General features: G+C 41.0%; 18 protein-coding genes, 1 tRNA gene and 2 rRNA genes. 11 read left to right on the top strand and 10 right to left on the bottom strand.

What is annotated here, in order from left to right; genetic code table 11:
* Positions 1–48: 48 nt before the first annotated feature.
* Genes HYB91_RS07430 through HYB91_RS07410 form a run of 5 tightly spaced genes read right to left on the bottom strand, consistent with a single transcriptional unit; the run spans position 49 to position 4,600 of the window.
* Positions 49–1,317 (bottom strand): coproporphyrinogen-III oxidase family protein, encoded by a 1,269-nt coding sequence (locus HYB91_RS07430; protein WP_253719450.1) that lies wholly within the window; start codon positions 1,315–1,317, stop codon positions 49–51.
* A 43-nt stretch (positions 1,318–1,360) separates the two neighbouring features.
* A complete protein-coding gene (locus tag HYB91_RS07425) occupies positions 1,361–1,864 on the bottom strand; it encodes a flavodoxin family protein (protein ID WP_002670723.1) in 504 nt (167 codons plus the stop codon).
* Between the two features lie 27 nt (positions 1,865–1,891).
* A complete protein-coding gene (locus HYB91_RS07420; RefSeq protein WP_002677654.1) occupies positions 1,892–2,680 on the bottom strand; it encodes an ABC transporter ATP-binding protein in 789 nt (262 codons plus the stop codon).
* Between the two features lie 15 nt (positions 2,681–2,695).
* Positions 2,696–3,685, bottom strand: a complete 990-nt coding sequence (locus tag HYB91_RS07415; protein ID WP_002677656.1) for a FecCD family ABC transporter permease — start codon at positions 3,683–3,685, stop codon at positions 2,696–2,698.
* On the bottom strand, positions 3,686–4,600 hold the full coding sequence (locus tag HYB91_RS07410) for an ABC transporter substrate-binding protein (protein ID WP_002671710.1): 915 nt from the start codon (positions 4,598–4,600) through the stop codon (positions 3,686–3,688).
* A gap of 184 nt (positions 4,601–4,784) precedes the next feature.
* On the opposite strand from HYB91_RS07410, the gene HYB91_RS07405 reads away from it, so the two are divergent.
* From HYB91_RS07405 to HYB91_RS07385, 5 genes are read left to right on the top strand one after another with little or no spacing between them, the layout of a single operon-like run.
* On the top strand, positions 4,785–5,780 hold the full coding sequence (locus tag HYB91_RS07405; protein WP_002677660.1) for a methyltransferase: 996 nt from the start codon (positions 4,785–4,787) through the stop codon (positions 5,778–5,780).
* Positions 5,781–5,786: 6 nt separating this feature from the next.
* Entirely contained in the window at positions 5,787–6,236 is a 450-nt protein-coding gene (locus tag HYB91_RS07400; protein WP_002671707.1) for a MarR family transcriptional regulator, read from the top strand.
* 22 nt (positions 6,237–6,258) lie between these two features.
* Positions 6,259–7,308 (top strand): ABC transporter substrate-binding protein, encoded by a 1,050-nt coding sequence (locus HYB91_RS07395; protein ID WP_002677663.1) that lies wholly within the window; start codon positions 6,259–6,261, stop codon positions 7,306–7,308.
* 1 nt (position 7,309) lies between these two features.
* Entirely contained in the window at positions 7,310–8,329 is a 1,020-nt protein-coding gene (locus HYB91_RS07390; RefSeq protein ID WP_002677664.1) for a FecCD family ABC transporter permease, read from the top strand.
* The gene (locus HYB91_RS07385) at positions 8,326–9,087 is read left to right on the top strand and encodes an ABC transporter ATP-binding protein (RefSeq protein WP_002677665.1); all 762 of its coding nucleotides are present in this window, start codon (positions 8,326–8,328) and stop codon (positions 9,085–9,087) included. Before HYB91_RS07390 ends, HYB91_RS07385 begins: the two co-directional genes overlap by 4 nt.
* Positions 9,088–9,359: 272 nt before the next feature.
* Here HYB91_RS07385 and HYB91_RS07380 read toward each other — a convergent pair whose 3' ends face one another.
* Positions 9,360–10,694, bottom strand: a complete 1,335-nt coding sequence (locus tag HYB91_RS07380) for an SPOR domain-containing protein (RefSeq protein ID WP_002677666.1) — start codon at positions 10,692–10,694, stop codon at positions 9,360–9,362.
* An 11-nt stretch (positions 10,695–10,705) separates the two neighbouring features.
* Positions 10,706–11,206 (bottom strand): hypothetical protein, encoded by a 501-nt coding sequence (locus HYB91_RS07375; protein WP_002670734.1) that lies wholly within the window; start codon positions 11,204–11,206, stop codon positions 10,706–10,708.
* Between the two features lie 152 nt (positions 11,207–11,358).
* Between HYB91_RS07375 and HYB91_RS07370 the strand changes: the two genes are divergently transcribed.
* Entirely contained in the window at positions 11,359–12,276 is a 918-nt protein-coding gene (locus tag HYB91_RS07370; protein ID WP_002677668.1) for a hypothetical protein, read from the top strand.
* Positions 12,277–12,290: 14 nt separating this feature from the next.
* On the opposite strand, the gene HYB91_RS07365 is transcribed toward HYB91_RS07370, so the two are convergent.
* Genes HYB91_RS07365 through HYB91_RS07355 form a run of 3 tightly spaced genes read right to left on the bottom strand, consistent with a single transcriptional unit; the run spans position 12,291 to position 15,792 of the window.
* Complete coding sequence (locus tag HYB91_RS07365) at positions 12,291–14,339, bottom strand: NAD(P)(+) transhydrogenase (Re/Si-specific) subunit beta (protein ID WP_002677670.1); 2,049 nt, start codon at positions 14,337–14,339, stop codon at positions 12,291–12,293.
* The gene (locus HYB91_RS07360) at positions 14,336–14,638 is read right to left on the bottom strand and encodes an NAD(P) transhydrogenase subunit alpha part 2 (protein WP_002677672.1); all 303 of its coding nucleotides are present in this window, start codon (positions 14,636–14,638) and stop codon (positions 14,336–14,338) included. The genes HYB91_RS07365 and HYB91_RS07360 overlap by 4 nt, the downstream gene beginning before the upstream one ends.
* The gene (locus HYB91_RS07355) at positions 14,635–15,792 is read right to left on the bottom strand and encodes an NAD(P) transhydrogenase subunit alpha (RefSeq protein WP_002677674.1); all 1,158 of its coding nucleotides are present in this window, start codon (positions 15,790–15,792) and stop codon (positions 14,635–14,637) included. Before HYB91_RS07355 ends, HYB91_RS07360 begins: the two co-directional genes overlap by 4 nt.
* Before the next feature lie 197 nt (positions 15,793–15,989).
* On the opposite strand from HYB91_RS07355, the gene HYB91_RS07350 reads away from it, so the two are divergent.
* The 5 genes from HYB91_RS07350 (at position 15,990) to HYB91_RS07330 (ending at position 22,324) form a co-directional block, all read left to right on the top strand.
* Positions 15,990–16,430 carry a Rossmann-fold NAD(P)-binding domain-containing protein gene (locus tag HYB91_RS07350; protein WP_002670742.1) on the top strand — a complete coding sequence of 147 codons (441 nt, stop codon included), beginning with the start codon at positions 15,990–15,992 and terminating at the stop codon, positions 16,428–16,430.
* 49 nt (positions 16,431–16,479) lie between these two features.
* A complete protein-coding gene (locus HYB91_RS07345) occupies positions 16,480–16,905 on the top strand; it encodes a hypothetical protein (protein ID WP_002677676.1) in 426 nt (141 codons plus the stop codon).
* 528 nt (positions 16,906–17,433) lie between these two features.
* Positions 17,434–18,978 (top strand): 16S ribosomal RNA (locus HYB91_RS07340).
* 127 nt (positions 18,979–19,105) lie between these two features.
* Positions 19,106–19,179 (top strand) — tRNA-Ile (locus HYB91_RS07335).
* A gap of 185 nt (positions 19,180–19,364) precedes the next feature.
* A 23S ribosomal RNA gene (locus tag HYB91_RS07330) occupies positions 19,365–22,324 on the top strand.
* The 16S and 23S rRNA genes sit together here with 1 tRNA gene alongside, the layout of an rRNA operon.
* Positions 22,325–22,347: the final 23 nt, after the last annotated feature.

Below are 22,347 nucleotides of genomic sequence, written 5' to 3'. Positions count from 1 at the left end.
GTGGGGGAATTGCCTTTATGCCGCTTTCTTCTTTAATTCTTTTTGTTATTAAAAAATGCTTTTTCCAAGTTCGGCTGCAAGACTATTGCCCCAAAAAAAGCCCTTGTCGGTAAATTTATAATTTTTAGAGCCTTCATCTTTTTTGATCAAAGTCTCTTTTTCCAATCCGGTAAGCATATCATAGATTTTATCCGACTCTTCTTTTGTCAAAAAACTTAAATCCAACAATCCTTCTTGAAGCTGTCCTGAAAATCTTTTTATTCTGCGGTAATCTTCGCTTATCCACATGCCCGAAGTTTTATCAAAGCCGTTAATTTGATCCGCAAATTTTTCTTTGTCGAGGGGATTCATTACGGCCGTATTATTTACGAAGCCTCCTGCTCCGGCTCCTACAGGAAAAATATCGCCGCCTAGGTGCCCGCTTCTGATATATTCGTAGTTGTCTCTGCCGGGTTTTACAAGTTTTGTTATCTCTAAAAAATCGTAACCTGCTTTTCGGCTTTCTTCTAAAATGGTCAAAAAGAACTCTGCATCCTGATGAAGCGTTTTTTCGGCATATTCTTCTTTATCGACACTGCGGCCTATCTTGGAAGTATCCATTACGATGAGAGAGTAAAAAGAAAAACCTGCAATATCTAAGGCAAAGGCCTTATGTAAGTCCTCCTTTAATATTTCCTTTGTTTCACCGGGATAATTATAAATAATATCGATGTTGACATTTTTAAAGCCGGTTTTAAAAGCTCGTCTCAAAAAATTTTCCGCATTTTCGCCGTTTCCGATTCTGCCCAATGTTTTTCGTCCTTCATCATTAAAGGTTTGAATACCGGCACTTATTCTGTTTAAACCGTTTTCAAAAAGAATTTTAAGCTTTTCGTCATCCAATTCAGAAACGGTAGTCTCCATCGAAATTTCGGCATCTTTTGCTATGTTAAAATTTTTTTGAAGAGCTTTAAGTATTTCGGCAAGCTGTTTTGCAGGCAGGGTTGTAGGTGTTCCGCCTCCGAAATAAACCGAATTTATGTTTGAGGTTTTTACATATTCCGTCTTACCGTAATTTTCAATCTGCCTTATCACAAGGGCGGCGTAGTCATCCGGTACCGGGTTTATTGTCCGCCTCATGCTGCAAAAGTTGCAAATTTTTTTACAATAGGGTACGTGGATGTAAATGGATTTTTTCCCGTTTTGTGTATTGGGTTCTGAAAGGGCTTTTTCCAAAGACCTCATTCCTTTTGAATATTTCATGGAACCCATTCCTGCATCGTGATGAGATTTTTTGCGGTCTTTAAATGAACAATTTAAAATATCTTCTGCAGTCATTTATAGAATGCTCCTTATGTTAATTTTAACCGGCAGATTTTAATTATCTTCCGAAATTTTCAAATGCTTTTTTTGCATTTTCAAAATCTTTTTTATCAGGATGTTTTGCTGCCTCTTCATGGCGTTTTCTTCTTTCTTCATTCATGTAGTGCGGATGATCTTTAGGTAAGGATTTAAACATTTCGGTAAGAGCCGGATCTATTTTTCCTTGACAGCCGAATCCTGCAAGCACTTCATTTCCGTTTTTTGTTAAAAGATCTTTTGCGCTTTTATGGCAATCTTCCGCATGGGGAGAATCGGGATAGGCTCCCAATGTAAAGAAATAGCCCGTTTTTTTGTTTTTAATCGTTTCCATAAAATTTAATGCTTCTTCATTTGGAAGGCCTTTATCGATCCAAAAACCTACAATGACCGCATCATAATTGTTTACGTCTTTAACTTCGCTCACTGCAAAAAAATCGGTTCCCTGAGGAAGAGTTTTTAATACGGCTTCTGCTACAGCCTTGGTGTTCCCGGTTTTACTTGAATAAGTCAATAAAATTTTCATAAATAATTCTCCTAATTGATTTTTGATTTAGATTTTGCCTTTTCTTTTAGGCAATACGATCGGAAAATGTTCCTCTTCGTCATAAATAACTTTACAGTCTATACCGTAAATTTGTTTTATAAGTTCTGAAGTAAAAATTTCTTGCGGTGTCCCTTTTTTGTAGAGTTTGCCGTCTTTTAATACGATAATTTCATCGCTATATTGTGCTGCCTGATTTAAATCGTGCAATACCATAATAATCGAAAGATTAGTGTTTCGATTTAAATCGTAAACAAGGTCCAAAAGTTCCAGCTGATAACCTATATCCAAATAGGTGGTAGGCTCATCCAGCAGTAGCACCTGAGGCTGCTGTGCCAATGCCATTGCAAGCCAGACACGCTGTCTTTCGCCGCCTGAAAGCATGCAAACTTTTTTTTCGGCAAAGTCGACTAAGTCCGTTTGGATAAGGACTTGTTGTAAAATGTCTTCATCACTTTTTTCAAATTGCTGGTACCATTTTTTATGCGGACATCTGCCGAAGTATATCAGATTTTTTACCGTAATATCTTCGGGCGAGATATTGTGCTGCAATAAAATTGCCAATCGTTTTGCAAATTCCTTTTTTGATACTGTTGCGATATCGGTATCGAAAAGGGATATTTGGCCGCATGCAGTATTTAAAAGGCGGGCAAAACTGCGTAAAATGGTTGATTTTCCGGAGCCGTTAGGCCCTATTATCGAAATAATTTTTCCTTGCGTAAAATCCGCAGAAAAACTTTTTACTACATCTTTTTTATCGTATCTTAACGAAATGTCTTTTGCAGAAACAGCTGTCATAACAAAAGTTCCTCCTTATTTCCTTTTACCGGAACTTCTCAAAAGGTACAGAAAAAACGGTGCTCCGAATATCGACATTACAATTCCTACAGGCAATTCAATCGGTGAAGCAATAGTACGGGCAAAAGTATCCGCTCCGAGCAGCAAAACTGCTCCGCTGAACATTGAAAACGGTAATAGACTCTTATAATCCGAGCCGACCAGCATCCTCATGATATGGGGGATAACCAAACCTATAAAACCGATGATTCCGACAGTCGAAGTCGATATCCCTGCCAAAAAAGCCCCGATAATCGAAAGAAATACACGGCAGCGGTTGACACTTACCCCAAGACTTTTTGCTTTTTCATCTCCCAGCAATAAGACATTCGCTGCCCTAATACAAAGAAGAGCAAGTATCAGGGCCGGAATACTGTATACAATAAGCACTTGAAAATGTCGCCACGTTTTTCCTGACAAACTTCCGTTAAGCCACATCAACGCACCCTGAAGCCTGTCGCTAAATAAAATGGTAACCAAACCGGTAAGGCTTCCCAAAAGAGCATTGATTGCAACTCCCGATAGAATAATTCGTACGGGAGTAAACCCGTCTTTCCATGCTAAAAGATATATTAAAAAGGCTGCAAATATCGCCCCGACAAAAGCCGCAGGCGGTACCAAGTATGCATACTGAGGAAGAGCGAGCATCAATATAACCCCGGCGACACTGGCTCCTGCAGAAACGCCGATAATACCGGGATCCGCCAAAGGATTTTGCATAACCGCCTGCATCAAAGCTCCGGCAGATGCAAGATTCATTCCGACGACAAGGGCAACAAGGACACGCGGAAGCCTTAAATTAAAGATTACATCGGTAACGAGCTGCTCCCCTCTGCCGCACAGGGCCGCCCAAATTTGTGCAAATGAAAATTTGAGCGAACCCGATGCAACAGATGAAAAAAACAAAACTATAAGTAATAGAGATAAAACAATAAAAACACCTGCTTTTTTCACCTGTATTACCATCTACTTACTTCCATAAAAGTAGTTGCCTAAAGTTTCCAGAGCTTCCGGTATATAAGGGGACCCTGCAATAAAGAATATTCGGGTATCCAAACTATAATATCTCTTATTTTTAACGGCATCAATTTTTTGCCAAAAATCACTTTGAAATTCTTTTTCGTACATTTTTGCAGTATCTTTTGCATCACCGTGGCTGGTAAGCAAAATAATATCGGGATTGGAAGCCTTTACCAGCTCCAGATTCATAGGAACCGTAGTATTTTTTACCGTATTGTCCTTCCAGATATTTTCCGCACCTAAGACCTTTATTAAACTGCCGACAAAAGAACCTTCCGTATGTATACTCATACTGTTGGGAAAACCCGCAATAATTAAAACTTTAAGAGGTTTTTTATTTTTATTGGCAGCTTTAACCTTTGCAACCACATCTTCGACTTCTTTTACATAAGCTGCGGCTTCTTTTTGCTTGTTGTAAACCTCACCTAAGTACTTCATCGAATTTAAAATGTCGGTGTAGGTTGTAGTCTGCAAAAACTCCGCAGGGATATTTAAAGCCTTTAATTGTTCTGCAATAGGTGCACCCCTATCACCGGTTGCCAAATAAAAGTCGGGGTTTACTTCCTTAAGCTTTTCAAGATCAACGCGCATCGGCATACCGATTTCCGTTTTATCCTTATACCTTGCACTTATTTCCCGTTTTGTCGAAGGTCTTGCAACTATATCGACATCAAGCATGTCAAGCATCTGTAATAGAACAACCTGTCCTACAGCAGTCCTTTGAGGAACGGATGCAGGAACCATATAGCCGTACATTTCACGGCCTTTTTCCTGTTTCGTACTGCCTTCCTTGCTTCCTCCTGCAAACAGCAGGGTACTCATACAAAGGAAACCCAAAATAATAAATAATTTGTTTTTCATAAAAACCTCCAAAACAAAAGTTTTAACCATATTTCTTATAAAAGAAAGATGTTAGCCATAGCTAAGTTTGCACAGGATAACATTATTTATTTTTTCTGTCAATAGGAAATGAAAAAAAAATGGTTATTGATAAAAATTTATCTGAAAACTTGACAAAAACACTAAAACTTGCTATACTGGTTGTATGCTAGGCATACAAAATACGGCGTTAAAATTTTATTCAAAATTGGATACACTACTTGATGCTCAGATTTTCTTTTCGGCACTAGAATTGGATATTTACACCAAGCTGGAGGGAGGTAAAACCGTAGAAGTTCTTTCCGAAGTTCTCGGCTGTAACAGCACTGCCTTGCAGTATTTTTTGAACGTTTTGCTAGGCGAGGGGCTTTTATACAAAGAAGGAAGAGTGTTTTTCCCTGCAGAAGAAAGTGCTCGGTTTTTATCTAAAAAAAGTTCCGAATACATAGGAGAAGTTTTACTTTTTAGGAAAAAACTATCCGCCCTTGTAAACATAAAAGAACTTATAGATTCTAATCAAGAAAAAAATACTGAAAAGCTCTCTCAAAATAAGTTTTTTGATTTTGCGGAAATGGCACAAATTAATATCCAAGAAATTCTAACTTTTAGAAAACAAACCTTGCTGGCCGCCGTAAACTCATCATGTAAAAAAGGACCTAAAAACGTACTTGACCTTGGCGGAGGAGCCGGTGCCATGCTCGGTGTAATTGCGAAGCAATACCCCTGTGCTTCCTATACCTTATTTGAAAGTCCCGTTGTTGCAAAAATTGCCTATGATTACATAAAACAGATTTCCTTAAAAAATACGGTTAAAATAATAGAAGGCGATTTTCTAAAAGACGACATACGGAATGATTACGATTTAATAATCGCTTCCGGCATCTTTCCTTTTGCCGGAAATGCTCTTGAAAGCCTTGCAGAAAAAATATATACGGCAACGCAAAAAGACGGCTTTCTTTTTGTTTACGATACTTCTTTTGCCGAAAAAGGCCGAAGACTCGTATTTGAAAAACGGTGGTTATTAGGAAATTTAAAAGCAGGGCGGCCTATAAAGAAAGATATAAATTTAGATGCCGTTTTACAAAAAGTCGGTTTCAGCTTAATAAAAAAAACTGCCGATGATCTTTATCCTCTTTTTATTTATCAAAAATGTAAGGAGTAATCTAAATTGAAAAATACCGAAAACCTTATTGATCTTTATATTTCACTTGTAGAAAAAATAGCAAACGGTAAATCTAAAATCCTTAATTTTGAAGGAGAAGACATGAACTTTTACCGAGGCGAAATTCACATTATAAAAAAAATAGGGGACAGTCCCGGTATTTTCAGTTCCGAAATTGCACGCAGTATGGGAATAACACGGGCGGTCATTCATAAAACGCTTTTAAAACTTGAGAAGCGGAATCTTATAAAAAAAGAAGATTGTGAAAAGGATAAAAAAATTAAAAAACTTTTTTTAACCGAAAAAGGTCTTGCAGCAGCTAAGGCTCATGAACAGTATCATGATGAACACGACAAAGCCTTTTTTGATTTTTTATCTTCACTTAATGCCGATAAACGACACATAATAGAACAATTTTTAATAAGGGCAAATGAAATGATTGAGCATCATTTTTAATTGCATATACATGGAGGTATATATGAATAAAAAAATTATGTTGACGGTTTTCTATACCGTTTTGGCTGCCGGTATTTTTGCCGGAGGAACAAAGGATAAAACGGAAACGGTTCATGTAAAGAAGCAAGGCGAGGTAATAATTGTAAACTTATCGCCGCCGGTTTATTCAATGCTTCAAACCTTTCCCGGCTTAAAGGATTCGGTTGCAGGTGTAAACCCGAGAACTTTTTCAACCTCAAATCCTAAAGTTTTAGCGGCAGTAAATCCGAATGCTAAAAACTTAAACAGCTCTTTTTTGAACAATGATTTTTCCGTTAATGCCGAAAGCCTTGCTGCCTTGGAACCTACGATTATTCTCTATTACGGAGAATTTGAAAAAAAAGGCCTAGATAATTTAAGCATCCCTATGGTTAATATGCAAATCAATGACATGGATAGTGAAAGCCTTACGCAAAAATGGGAAAAAATGATAGCTGATATTTTTAAAACCGATAACGGCAATAAAATGGAAAAGCAATGGAAGAAAACAAATGAAATTCTTTCGGCAACTTTAAAAGACGGAAAAAACATACGCGGGCTATTTATTTTCAGCACTGTCGGCGGTAAAATTATGGTAAGCGGAAATAAAAGTTACGGCGGAAATTTTTTACGCAAGGCCGGTATTGAAAATGTTGCGGAACTTGACGGTTTTGCCGAGGGTGCAGGACAGGTTGAAGTGTCAATGGAGCAAATAAATGAGTGGAATCCGGATATTATTTTTATAAACAGTATCAGAATCGGTAAAAACAATACGAGTGCAAAAATGATTTTAGAAAATACGGATACAAGGAATTGGTCGTTTATAAAGGCTGTAAAAGATAAAAAAGTTTTTGATATTCCGCAAGGCACTTTTAGCTGGGGAATGCCTTGTGCCGATTCGCCTCTAATGCCCTTATGGATGCTCACAAAGATAGCACCCGAAAAATATAGTGAGTTTGAATTTAAGAAAAAAATAAAAACCTATTATAAAGAAGTTTATGATACGGAGCTTGCGGATGCGGTCATTGATGAAATGCTTTCTCCCGTAAAATAAAATGGAAGATCATGGTCTTAAATATAGGCAGGCGGTTATTGTCCTTATTTTAATGATAATAACTGCTGCCCTTTTTTCGTGTTTAATTGGACGTTTTAATATAGATTTCAAGGATATATATGCAATTTGTATAGGAGATAAACGTATTGAAACCATCGATTTGAAACGGCATATTTTATTTGACATCCGCATTCCCCGTATCTTATTGTCAATGATTGTAGGTTCTTCGCTTGCAATGGCGGGAACAGGTCTACAGGCAGTACTGAAAAATCCGCTTGCAAGTCCCGATGTTTTGGGAACGGCATCCGCTTCTGGGTTTGGTTCAGCTTTGGGCATTATTGTGTTCGGAAAAACCGTTGCAGGAGTTTTCGGCCTTTCTTTCCTGGCAGGTTTAGGAAGTATCTTGTTGGTATTTGCTCTTTGTAAAATCAAAAAAGATGTATCCGTGTTGTCGATAATTTTAAGCGGTATTATCGTTTCTTCATTGTTTATATCCTTTATTTCGATCCTTAAATTTACGGCTGACCCGAACGATACCCTTCCTGCAATAACCTTTTGGCTTATGGGCAGCTTTACTTCAAGTTCCTATCGGAATATTCAATTTATTTTTATTCCGTTTGTGCTGGGTACATTCGTTTTATTTTTATTACGCTGGAAATTAAACATTGCTTCATTAGGTGATGATGAGGCAAAAACAAGCGGAATAAATCCTTTCCGCTTGCGTAAAACAATCATCATCGCTTCAACAATTTTAATTTCATCTTCAGTAACGGTAAGCGGTATTATAGGCTGGGTAGGTTTAGTTATTCCTCATTTTACACGGAAAATAATAGGTGCTAATCATGGTTATGTCATTCCGCTTTCAGGATTGTCCGGGGCTTTTTTTATGCTTATCTGCGATGATCTTGCCCGTTCGGTAAGTGCTGCGGAAGTACCCATAGGAATTATCACAGCCCTATTGGGTGCTCCCCTTTTTGCTCTATTGTGGATTTTTAAAAAACAAGGAATGAATGAAGAATGATAGATGTTAAAAATGTATCTTTTAGTTACAAGAATAAAAAATCGGTCTTTAAATCGGTTTCTTTTTATTTAAAGGAGGGTGAAATCCTTGCCGTTATGGGACGCAACGGCATCGGAAAAACCACCTTTATAAAATGTCTTGCGGGAATTCTTACATGGTCATCAGGGTGTTCTTTAATCATGGGAAAACCTTTAGAAAAACGGACAAACTTTTTAGGCTATGTTCCTCAGGCAAAGGTGCCTTCTTTTTCGTACACGGTCCTTGATTTTGTTTCGTTCGGAAGAAGTTCCGTAAACGGGTACTTTGCTTCTCCGTCAAAAAAAGATTATGAGGCATCCCTTGCCGTTATGGAAGAACTCGATATAGCCTTCTTAAAAAATCGTTTTTGTAATGAAATAAGCGGAGGAGAATTACAGCTTGCCTACATTGCAAAGGCTCTTGTTTGTAAGCCCCGTATTTTGATTCTTGATGAGCCGGAATCCAATTTGGATTTTTATAATCAAGGCCGGGTATTAAAAACGTTAAAAAAACTTTCACGCCAAAATAAAACTACAATAATCATAAATTCTCATCACATACAAAATATGCTGATCATTGCCGATAAGGGCTTATTGCTTTCGGAAGGCCACTTTTTGTTCGGCAGCATTGATTTGCTTATTACAAATGAAAACATAAAAACATTTTTTAACTCCGATGTTTTTGTGCTACCCGTTTTGCATGAGGGACAAAGTTTTAAAACATTTGTAGTAAAACTTTAGCAGGATTAAATTTATTGTTTTTGATGATATAGAAAAATTCTCTCTCAAGGGATATATCCTTGGATGACATGAAAAATCCCGGTATCCGCGGAATGCATCGATTCCTTGCAAAGGATGGAGATGGGATTATGAAGATGAGTATTATACGTATGGATTTTTTGGAATAGCCCAACCGGTAAAATATGGCATGCGGTTCTTCGCAAAAAAAATGTGTAATCGGTTTAATTACCGACTACACACTTTAATGACAGGGTACTATCAATTCCCGGACTTTATCTTCCCTTCTTTAAAAAGGCATCTTTAAAGCCCAGCTGCTTAAAGCGCTCAAGAACAGCACCGGTTTCATCAGGCTTTAAAGGTCCTACAAATATGGTATATCTTGTGTTGTTTTTTACAAGCCTTTCTTCCACTACCATAGGATATTTTTTCCCGTATTTTTTTAGAACATCATCGCGGTTGTATTTATCGTCATAGATTACTATCTGAACATAGGTTTTGCCTTTTTCCAGTTTGCTTGAAACAGGCTTAATTTCATTTACAGGAACTGCGGATTCTTCTTCGGGCTTTTCTTCGACTGCGGTATATATATCCGAATCGGTTTCTTCATACGTGCCTGAATCTTCGGCTTCTTCGGCCGGAGTCTCTTCAACCGATGTCTCCCCACCAGGAGCCGGAAGGTCTTCTTTTTTATCTGCAACAGGCTCATTTTTTGGGGTAACGGAGGCAACTGTGTCAACCTTTTTTTCAGCCGGAGTTTCATTAACAGGTTCTACTACAGGATCTACAACTTCAACATCCTTTATTTCTTCTTTAGCTTGTTCAGGCTCTTGAGGTTCCGATATTTCGGTTACAGGAGCAGGGGCATCTTCCGGTTTTGCTGCAGGTTCAATTATAGGGTCTACAGTTACAGGCGGATTTTCCTTTGCCGGTTCCATATAGGTTTCGGTTTCAATAGGAGCAACTTCTTCGGGTAAAACTGTTTCCTCTACAATAGGCTCGGCAGGTTCTTCAACTACAGGATCAATTATAGCATCTACATCAGGAACTTCTTCTACTACAGGAACATCTTCAGCCGTTTCCGCGGGTGTATCTTCAATAGGACTTTTAAGATCATCGTAGAGAATTGTGTCTGAGCCTGTATTTTCGGATACGGATTCGGCTTCTTCTTTTTTGAGATTTGCATTCGGTAAATCCGAATGAGATGCTACAAATAGGGCAGGGTTGTTATCTAAGTCTTGAGACTCAGGGCCGGCGGCCGAAATACTTTTACCGTCATCTCCTTCTTCATTTACCGGACTAGGCGTAAGAACCCTTATTCTGATAACCTTTCCCCTCGGAACTCCGAGCTTTTCTCCCAATTCGGGTGACAGGCTGGCCAGAAGACCGGGAATTCCTGACGGCCCTATAACAACGGCCCTTGCCTTAACATTTTTTTCAAGGTTTGTTATTTCCAAAAGGGTGTGTTTAGGAAACATATCGCTTCTGACAAATAAGCCTTCAGCCGGAAAATCGGTAGAAGAGCCGATTCCTCCGTTTCCTTCCCAAACCGCCCATATACATGAAAACGATATAATGAATATCAATGAAAATAAAATTTTTTTGTTCATAATCCCTCTCCTTATCTCCTGCTGATTGCCTCGAATATTTCTTTTGATATTTGATCAGCCATTTTTTCGGCCTTTTTTTCTACGTCTTTTTCTTTTAGTTTAGTGATATCGATGGTTTTTTTGTATATTTCTTTTTCGCTCGCACAATCTAACATACGGACGGTCATTTTTTGCCAATCCGCTTCTTTTAATTGTTTTTTTTCGTTAAATAGGAGTTCGGTACCGTATTGCATATAAAAGATAATCAGATAATTCGGGCCTTCTTCAAAAAAAGCCTTTATTGATGTAAGCGAAATTTCTTCTTCCGATTTTACTTCGCTGATAGGAATACTGGTAGCAATAAAACCCTCATCAAAAAACTTGTCAAAAAGGTTGTCTTCAAAAATTTCGGTAATATTTCTGCATTTTTCGTGTGCATCTTTATTTTGAAAGCAAGCGAAGGCTGCCGTATCCGCAAAAGCTAACCCGAAAAAAATAAAAAATAATATACAGCTTATGTATTTTTTTAACATAATAGTCCTCGTGATAGATTATCGGTATTCCAAAAAAAAGATTAAGAGAATTTAAAAAAGCCGACGCAGGTGAAAAAATTTGAAATAAGTAATATAATGTAAGGCAGGTTTGTTATGGAAGAATTTACAATACGCTGCGGATGGTAAAAGATATGAAGTTTAAATATAAAAAACTTTGCCTGTTTTTTTTAAGTTGTATTTTTGCAGGTATGCTATTTGCTCAAGAACAAGGTTCAAAGGTACGGTTTCAAGACCAAGACTTTATTTTAGGTATTACCATAGATGACTCGTGGTACGAAACCGTTAAGCTTGAAGCTGTGGTAAATGCCCTAAAAAACATGAAAACAAAACCCACAGTTCGTATCGTTATGTCTAAGGATGAACCCGTTTCCATGTATATTCCTATTTTTGAAAAAATCGGCAAGGTTGCTTACATATTGGCATGTCCCGTGGATTCTTATGACATGAAATCTTACAAAACGGTTTATTCGTATAAAAAGCGTTTTAAGACGGCATATGAGGTCCTTGGAAAATACACCGCTATGTGGGAGATCGGAAACGAAATTAACGGAGAGGATTGGCTCGGCAAAAATCCTAAACTGATTGCTGATAAGGTAGCGGCAGCCTATGACTTTATCAAATCAAAGGAGGGAATTACTGTTTTAACCGCTTATGCTTTTGCCCCCAAAATGCAAAAAATTGAGATGATTGATTGGCTTAAAACCTATCTGACTTCCCGCATAAAAAATAATGTAGATTATCTTTTGGTAAGCTATTACGAAGACGATAATGAAGGTTTTCAGCCTGACTGGTGGAAAATTTTTGCAGTTTTGGAAAGTATCTTTCCAAACTCAAAGCTGGGTATAGGGGAATGCGGAAGCACTGATGAAAACGCCGATAAAAAAACAAAACTTAGCATGATACGCCATTATTATGGTATGCCTAAATATACAAAGAATTTTATAGGCGGTTATTTTTGGTGGTATTGGGTGCAAGACTGTGTACCGCATGAAAATAATGTTTTATGGGAAGAAATAGATAGTCAAGCTGCAAAAAAAAGGGGCTTTTAAAAGCCCCTTAAAAGTTATAGATTTTCCAATATCTTGTTTAAGCTATCCTTTGCATCGCCTAAGAGCATCATGGTGTTGGGATTAGGTTCATACAAGGGATTGGGAACTCCTGCATAGCCTGGCTGTAGGTCAAAATTACAGATGATTAGCTTTTTAGCTTTTTCTGCAGCCAAGACCGGCATTCCATAGATGGGCGTGCCTTCTGCCGTGTTTGCGGCGGGGTTTACAACATCGCTTGCTCCTATGATTATAGCCAAATCCGCCTTATCAAAGTCGGGATTTATAGCTTCCATTTCGTAGAGCTTGTCATAGGGAATATCAACTTCACACAAGAGCACATTCATATGGCCTGGCATTCTTCCTGCTACGGGGTGAATGGCAAAACGCACATTTTTTCCCATAGATTCAAGTTTATCTGCAAGCTGTTTTACCAAGCCTTGTGCCTGTGAAAGAGCCATGCCGTAGCCGGGTATAACGATTATTTCCTTTGCTTCCTTAAACCAAGGGCCTATTTGAGCTTCCGCTCCGGCTTGTTTTTGGCTTGCTTCCATTTCTGCACTGGCGGATTCTCCGCCTGAAGAACTTCCTGCAGTGCTTCCCTTAGTTCTAAGAGAGTCGAGCATGGTGTTTATGCTTTCCTTTGCATCGCCTAAAAGCATCATGGTGTTGGGATTAGGTTCATACAAGGGATTGGGAACTCCCGCATATCCGGGCTGGAGGTCATAGTTACAGATGATTAGCTTTTTAGCTTTTTCTGCAGCCAAGACCGGCATTCCGTAGATGGGCGTGCCTTCTGCCGTGTTTGCAGCGGGGTTTACTACATCGCTTGCCCCGATGATTATGGCTAAATCCGTTTTATCAAAGTCCGGGTTTATGGTTTCCATTTCGTAGAGCTTGTCATAAGGAATATCAACTTCGCACAAGAGTACATTCATGTGGCCGGGCATTCTTCCTGCAACGGGGTGAATGGCAAAACGCACATTTTTTCCCATAGATTCAAGTTTATCTGCAAGCTGTTTTACCAAGCCTTGAGCTTGTGAAAGAGCCATGCCGTAGCCGGGTATAACGATTATTTCCTTAGCATCGTTAAACCATGAGGTAAGCTGCGATTTATCGGCATGTCCTGTTGCCGTAAGCTCTTGTTGAGCAGGTTTTGCTTCTCCCGTTTGCTGAGCTTTTGCCTCTGATGCTTCTTTTGATGAAGATGCTGAAGGGCTCGCAGGCTGTGCAGGCTTTGCCGATTTAGCCGGAGAAGCCGCCTTGCTAAAAAGAATTGAAACGAGGCTTCTATTCATTGCCCTGCACATGATCTGGGTAAGCAGGAGCCCTGAAGCTCCGACTATGCCTCCGACCGATACCAAGAGAATATCTCTTATTGCCATACCTGCAATTGAGGCTGCAACACCGGAAGTTGAATTTAAAAGAGAAATCGTAATCGGCATGTCCGCTCCGCCTACGCGTATAGCAAAGAAGATGCCGAAAAGCAGGCTTATTACAAGTCCTGCAACCGAAATGATTATCATTAGTTCCGGCTTAATAGGAAGGAGAACGATGAAGGCTATCATTCCTAAAAAGCTGAGTGTGGTCAAAGCCTGATGAGCAGGCAGAACCGTAGGTTTTTGAGGGAGAAGCTTGTGAAGCTTTCCTGCGGCTATTAAGCTGCCTGAAAAGGTTAAAGCTCCAACTGCTAAAGCTATCCCTCCCGTAACGATAGCAAAGATTCCTGCTTTAGTATCAACTGCTGCCAGAGTTAAGAGGGCTGCAACAGCCGAAGCTGCTCCGCCTAAGCCGTTGAGTAAGGCAACCGTTTGGGGCATGGTAATCATTTCTACCTTTATTGTGAGGTAAATACCGATTGCCGCTCCTATTGCAAGCCCCGCCCACATCATTCCTGCAGAGAATATATTATACTTATACAGGGTTACGCATACGGCCGCGAGCATACAAAGGGCACTTAAACGGTTTCCCTTAACTGCCGATTTAACCTTACTCATCATATTGATTCCTAAAAGAACCCCAATGCTGAGTACTCCGCAAATAATATAATAAACCGTATCCGTCATTTTGTATCCTCTTTAGATTCATTGCCCGTTTTAAACATTTTAAGCATTCTGTCCGTAAGACCGAAGCCGGCAACTACATTTACTGTTGCACAAATGATGCCTATACAGCCGAAAATCTTGCTGCCTGTTGTAACTGCATATGCCGTAGCGGTCATTGTAGCCAAAATGGTAATGCCGGATAAGGCATTCATACCCGACATAAGAGGGGTATGCAAAAGACTTGGTACGTTCTTGATCAGCTTGTAGCCTATAAGGGTCGTTACAACAAAGACAAGAACCAGTATCAATTCCAAACTCATATGCCCATTGCCTCCCTGGCTCCCTTATGAACGATTTCACCGTCAATAGTGGTAAGAATACCTTTGACAATGTCATCGTTTCTATCAAGCTCGATTTTTCCGTCCTTGATAAGATAGCGGGTAAGGTTGCAAATATTTTGAGCAAACATCCATGTAGAGCTTGAGGGAAGAAGTCCGGGGATGTTTTTAATACCTACAAGGTGAACATTGTGTTTTTTTACGACTTCGCCCGGAGGTGTTAACTCACAGTTTCCGCCTTGGTCGATTGAAATATCAACGATTACCGAGCCGGGTTTCATGGTCTTTACCATTTCTTCGGTGATTATAACCGGAGCGAGTTTTCCCGGAACAAGGGCCGAAAGGAAGATTATGTCCATATCCTTAATATGAGGAGCAAGCAGCTTTCTTTCGTTTTCGAGGGTTTCTTTTTTAAGATGAAGGGCATAGCCGCCTTCTCCGATGGCTTCATTTTCGGGAACGCCTAAGTCGATAATCTTAGCACCGAGGGACTGAGCCTGTTCACGGGCTGCAGGCCGGATATCGGCTGCATAGGTTACTGCTCCAAGTCTTTTGGCAGTTGCGAGAGCCTGTAAGCCTCCTACACCTGTTCCGACTACTAAAACATTCATAGGTTTAATCATACCTACGGCACAGAAAATTTGAGGGATAAATCGCGGCAAGAGATTTGCAGCAATTAAAATTCCTTTATAACCTGCACAGGTACTCATCGAAGTAAGAGCATCCATGTTTTGTGCTCTTGAAATTCGAGGAACTCCGTCGAGGGTTAAAGAAACAACGCCTTTTTTTGCCATATTTTTAACCATTTCGTGGTTAACCGGAGCTGCAGGGTGAATAAATGTGATAAGATACTGACCCTTGTGCATCATATCTATTTCGTGGCAGCCCATTGCATCATTATAAAGGGGTTCTTTTACCTTTAAAATTATTTCCGAATCGGAAAAAAGCTTTTTAACATCGGAAACTATTTCCGCTCCGGCCTTTTCATATTCCGGATCATGGAAATAGGCGCCTTCACCGGCCCCTTTTTCCACTAAAACCTTGTGTCCGTCCTTAACCAAAAGCTCGCATGTTTCCGGAGTAGCGGCAACACGGTCTTCTCCATGCATGATTTCCTTAGGAATACCAATAATCATAAAATCCTCCTATAAAGCACAGCTTTTATATAGCCATACTGAACTCTTAATTTCAATCGATTATATCATAGTAAGACATTGCCGTCAAGGTTCGGTTTTAGTGTTGTGGTTTCCGGAATTCTTTTTACATCTAATTTATTTTAAGCTCTTATATATTTTTTTTAATTGTGATAAAATGACGTTCATAGGAGAAAAAAATGAAAATATGTAGAAAGATTATTCTTTTGGTTTTAACCATCTCTGTTTTGTTTGTTTTTTCATGTAAAACAAATGAGAAAAAAAATGCTCCCGCTCAAGCAAATGGCGATTTAAGTAAATATGAGCTGGTAGCAGAGGCCGCAACAAAACAGTGTCCCGTAATGCTTGATGAAATAACAAGGCTTGATTCCGTTCAATACAAAGGGAAAGAAAATGCTCTAATTTATAATTACAGCATAATAAACGTAAAAAAATCCGATCTTCCCGCTAATGCTACTGATCTTGCAGCCGGAATGATGAGGGATACTATGTTATCCAAGTTAAAAGGTCAGGCTGCGCTGGATATGTTTAGAAAAGACAAGGTAAAGCTTGTTTATGTTTTTAAAGATATGGAAGGTAAAGATCTTTTTGTATTTGATTTTAAGCATACGGAATATTAGTTAAAAAACAATTAACTTAAAATTTAGGAAACTTAGATAGGAAATTAAGATGAAAATAATCAAAAAAATAAGTTTTTTAGCGGCAATAATGATCTGTTTTGTATTCTGTTTTGCTTGTTCTAAAGACAGCGATAAAGGCGGATATAAAACTAATTACAAAGCTATAGCAGATGCTTTAAACAAACAGTGTCCGACAAAGATAGATGAGAATATTCAACTTGATGCAGTTGAATATATTGAAAGCTCTCATACTCTTCAATATGTTTATTCTTTTACCGAAATGGTTAAAGAAAATAATACGCCTGAGGTGTGGAATATAATTGAGGCTGCTACCAGAGAAGCTCTTATCACTGAATTTAAGTCCCAGACTAATATTGAGCAATTTAGGAAGGATAAGCTTAATATGAGTTTTGTTTACAAGGATAAAGATAAAGAGCACCTTTTTACTATTGTGCTCAATAGTGGAGAGTACTAAAAATAGAGTTAAGCCCTTTTTAATACAGTAATCTTAAAACAGATCTAAAAAATTATTTTTTTTAGCAAAAACCTTGCAAAAAGCACTTGACAAAAGTTTGAGAAAGGGGTATATTCGCTCACACCGTCAGCTAAGACGGTGTGCCTAGAAAAGCAAAGAAAACACTAGAAAAGTTTTGCAAGTCTTGCGTTTTCAATGAAAGCAAGGCTTCTTAAGTTTAGCAGTTTAAAAGCTGCAAAAAAGGTTAAAAAAAATAAAAAAAACTTTTAAAAAGCTCTTGACAAAAAGTGAGAAAATACTGTATACTCCTTTTTGCTCGCTACATAACTTTTACAAGTTTTTAGCGGATGATATTTGAAATTAAGAGGGAAGGGAAAGAACAAAAATAGCCAAAGCGTAAAGCTTTTGGTAAGGAAAGTATCAAAAACCGGTAAGGGTTAAGCTGATTAGCCTTTACCAAATTCCTTAACATGAAGGACAAACTAAAATTAGAAATCAACCGCTCTTTAAGGGCGGCTTGAAATAATAATGATGGAGAGTTTGATCCTGGCTCAGAACGAACGCTGGCGGCGCGTCTTAAGCATGCAAGTCGAACGGTAAGGGAGAGCTTGCTCTCCCCTAGAGTGGCGGACTGGTGAGTAACGCGTGGGTGACCTGCCCTGAAGATGGGGATAGCTAGTAGAAATATTAGATAATACCGAATGTGCTCATTTACATAAAGGTAAATGAGGAAAGGAGCTACGGCTCCGCTTCAGGATGGGCCCGCGTCCCATTAGCTGGTTGGTGAGGTAAAGGCCCACCAAGGCAACGATGGGTATCCGGCCTGAGAGGGTGAACGGACACATTGGGACTGAGATACGGCCCAAACTCCTACGGGAGGCAGCAGCTAAGAATCTTCCGCAATGGACGAAAGTCTGACGGAGCGACGCCGTGTGAATGAAGAAGGCCGAAAGGTTGTAAAATTCTTTTGCAGATGAAGAATAAGAAGAAGAGGGAATGCTTCTTTGATGACGGTAGTCATGCGAATAAGCCCCGGCTAATTACGTGCCAGCAGCCGCGGTAACACGTAAGGGGCGAGCGTTGTTCGGAATTATTGGGCGTAAAGGGTATGTAGGCGGTTAGGTAAGCCTGGTGTGAAATCTACGAGCTCAACTCGTAAACTGCATTGGGTACTGCTTGACTTGAATCACGGAGGGGAAACCGGAATTCCAAGTGTAGGGGTGGAATCTGTAGATATTTGGAAGAACACCGGTGGCGAAGGCGGGTTTCTGGCCGATGATTGACGCTGATATACGAAGGTGCGGGGAGCAAACAGGATTAGATACCCTGGTAGTCCGCACAGTAAACGATGTACACTAGGTGTCGGGGCAAGAGCTTCGGTGCCGACGCAAACGCATTAAGTGTACCGCCTGGGAAGTATGCCCGCAAGGGTGAAACTCAAAGGAATTGACGGGGGCCCACACAAGCGGTGGAGCATGTGGTTTAATTCGATGATACGCGAGAAACCTTACCTGGGTTTGACATCAAGAGCAATGACATAGAGATATGGCAGCGTAGCAATACGGCTCTTGACAGGTGCTGCATGGCTGTCGTCAGCTCGTGCCGTGAGGTGTTGGGTTAAGTCCCGCAACGAGCGCAACCCCTACTGCCAGTTACTAACAGGTAAAGCTGAGGACTCTGGCGGAACTGCCGATGACAAATCGGAGGAAGGTGGGGATGACGTCAAGTCATCATGGCCCTTACGTCCAGGGCTACACACGTGCTACAATGGTTGCTACAAATCGAAGCGACACCGCGAGGTCAAGCAAAACGCAAAAAAGCAATCGTAGTCCGGATTGAAGTCTGAAACTCGACTTCATGAAGTTGGAATCGCTAGTAATCGCACATCAGCACGGTGCGGTGAATACGTTCCTGGGCCTTGTACACACCGCCCGTCACACCATCCGAGTCGAGGGTACCCGAAGTCGCTAGTCTAACCCGTAAGGGAGGACGGTGCCGAAGGTACGTTTGGTAAGGAGGGTGAAGTCGTAACAAGGTAGCCGTACCGGAAGGTGCGGCTGGATCACCTCCTTTCTAAGAGAAAGGGTAGTGTAGAAGGTTGTTTTAACCTTCTACAAAATATACAATGTATATTAGTCTTGAAGTACACAAGACAAATTGATACTTCCTTTTCGTTCTTTCCTGAAACTCTTTTTTTATAGGGCCTGTAGCTCAGTCGGTTAGAGCACTTCTCTGATAAGGAAGGGGTCATTAGTTCAACTCTAATCAGGCCCATACCGATTGAAAAATCGGCTCAATAACTTAGTTCTTTTAAAGAACTGAGCGAACAGATATTTGACATAACTAGGGAAGGGAATGAAGACGCTGGAATGTTTGAAACATAACAGTGTAAAAGAAAACTAAAAATACAAAACTTCTTTTTTAAGCGAAAAGTGTAAAGAAAGAAGGGACAATAATATGGTCAAGCGAGAATAGGTTTATGGCGAATGCCTATGGAGCTAAGAGGCGAAGAAGGCCGTGGTAAGCTGCGAAAAGTTCCGTGTAGGAGCACACATCCTGTGATACGGAAATAGCCGAATGGGGTAACCCGTTAGTAGTGATACTGACATTACGCTCTTGAATAAAATAGAGAGGTAAAGCGATACTGAGTGAACTGAACCATCTAAGTAACTCAAGGAAAAGAAATCAAAAGAGATTCCGAAAGTAGCGGCGAGCGAAATTGGAGGAGCCTAAACCCTTTAAAGGGAGTTGAAGGGCTGCATCGGCGTAGGACCGACAAGTTACAAATTCGATTTATAGCAGAAAGGTTTTGGGAAAGCCTGGCGCAGAGGGTGAAACCCCCGTAAGCGAAATAAATCGGACTTGTTGATGCAGTACCTGAGTACGGCGGGGCACGAGAAACCCTGTCGGAAGCCGGGTCGACCACGATCCAAGGCTAAATACTACTTAGCTACCGATAGTGAACAAGTACCGTGAGGGAAAGGTGAAAAGAACCCCAGTAAGGGGAGTGAAATAGAACCTGAAACCGTAAACCAACAAGATGTTACAGCCCTTTTAAGGGTGGTAGCGTGCCTTTTGTAGAATGAGCCTGCGAGTTACGATATGCAGCGAGGTTAAGGAATAGAAGTTCCGGAGCCTAAGGGAAACCGAGTCTTAATAGGGCGAATAGTTGCATGTCGTAGACCCGAAGCCGGAGTGATCTAGTCATGAGCAGGTTGAAGCAAGGGTAAAACCTTGTGGAGGACCGAACTATAATCTGTTAAAAAAGGTATGGATGACTTGTGACTAGGAGTGAAAGGCTAATCAAACCCGGAAATAGCTGGTTCTCCCCGAAATGCCTTTAGGGACAGCCTCATACAAAATTATCGGAGGTAAAGCACTAGTTGGACTAGGGGGCGTCAAAGCCTACCAAACCCAGTTAAACTCTGAATGCCGATAATCAACGTATGGGAGTGAGACTGCGTGCGCTAAGGTTCGTAGTCAAAAGGGAAACAGCCCAGACCGTCAGCTAAGGTCCCCAAATACTGCTTGAGTGTGAAATGAAGTGTGGATACAAAGACAGCCAGGAGGTTGGCTTAGAAGCAGCAATTCCTTTAAAGAGTGCGTAACAGCTCACTGGTCGAGTGTCCATGCGCAGATAATGTAACGGGGCTAAGCAGTATACCGAAGCTACGGGTCTTATGCATTTTTGAGCATAAGGCGGTAGGGGAGCATTCCATTAACTGATGAAGGAATACCCGCGAGGGATTCTGGAGGAGATGGAAGAGAGAATGCAGGTATAAGTAACGAAAAGGGAGGTGAGATCCCTCCCCGCCGAAAATCTAAGGTTTCCTGGGTAAAGGTAATCTCCCCAGGGTAAGTCGGCCCCTAAGGCGAGGACGAAGGTCGTAGTCGATGGGAAATCGGTTCATATTCCGATACCTTTTATAATTTCGATGGCAGGACGCATGAGGTGAAACCCGGCCGGCTAACGGATGCCGGTCAAAGTAAGCGAGCCGTTATAAAGAGTAGCAGGCAAATCCGCTATTCAAGGTAAGCTGCGACAGCGAGTGAAACTACGGTGGAGCGAAGCGGGCGTAATCAAGGTGCCGGGAAATACTGTCTAAGGTTAGGTTATAAAAGACCGTACCGTAAACCGACACAGGTAGATGGGATGAGAAATCTAAGGCGCTCGAGAGAACTCGCGTTAAGGAATTCGGCAAAATGCACACGTAACTTCGGAAAAAGTGTGACCTCCTTTTTTTTAAAGATGAGGGGGTGGCAGAAAGCAGGCCCAGGCGACTGTTTATCAAAAACACAGCCATCTGCGAACCAGCAATGGGACGTATAGGTGGTGACACCTGCCCGGTGCCGGAAGGTTAAGAGGAGAGGTTAACAGCAATGTGAAGCTTTGAATTGAAGCCCCGGTAAACGGCGGCCGTAACTATAACGGTCCTAAGGTAGCGAAATTCCTTGTCGGGTAAGTTCCGACCCGCACGAATGGTGTAACGATTCTGGGCACTGTCTCAACGCGAGACTCGGTGAAATTTATATACCGGTAAAGAAGCCGGTTACCCATAGTTAGACGGAAAGACCCCGTGAACCTTCACCGCAACTTATTATTGGGACTTGGTTTATCATGTGTAGAATAGGTGGGAGGCTATGAAGCTTGACCGTTAGGTTGGGTGGAGCCGAAAAGTGAAATACCACCCTTGATAAATCAGGTTTCTAACCGCTGTCCGTGAAACCGGAAGCGGGACAGTGATAGGCAGGCGGTTTGACTGGGGCGGTCGCCTCCTAAAGAGTAACGGAGGTGCGCGAAGGTCTCCTCACGCCGGTTGGAAATCGGCGCAGCGAGTGTAAAGGCACAAGGAGGCTTAACTGCGAGAGTGACAGCTCGAGCAGATACGAAAGTAGGTCTTAATGATCTGGCGGTAGCGAGTGGAAGCGCCGTCACTTAACGGATAAAAGGTACTCCGGGGATAACAGGCTGATATTCCCCAAGAGTTCACATCGACGGGAATGTTTGGCACCTCGATGTCGGCTCATCGCATCCTGGGGCTGAAGCAGGTCCCAAGGGTTTGGCTGTTCGCCAATTAAAGCGGTACGTGAGCTGGGTTCAGAACGTCGCGAGACAGTTCGGTCCCTATCTGCTATGGGCGTTGGATACGTGAGAGGAGCTGTTTTTAGTACGAGAGGACCGAAATGGACGAACCTCTGGTGTACCGGTTATCCTGCCAAGGGTAATTGCCGGGTAGCTAAGTTCGGAAGGGATAACCGCTGAAGGCATCTAAGTGGGAAGCCCGCCTCAAGACTACGTATCCCTGAGGGTTTAACCCTCCTAAAGACTCCTTGCACACTACAAGGTTGATAGGTTGGAGGTCTAAGCACAGTAATGTGTTCAGCCGACCAATACTAATAAGTCGTGAGGCTTGACCATATTATTGTTTCTTTTTTCTGGTA

Origin of the sequence: Treponema sp. B152, from assembly GCF_024181665.1 — a bacterium.
GTDB classification, from domain to species: Bacteria; Spirochaetota; Spirochaetia; order Treponematales; family Treponemataceae; genus Treponema_B; species Treponema_B denticola.
Note: the sequence above shows the minus strand (reverse complement) of the source record. Positions and strands in the feature narration are given on the sequence as shown.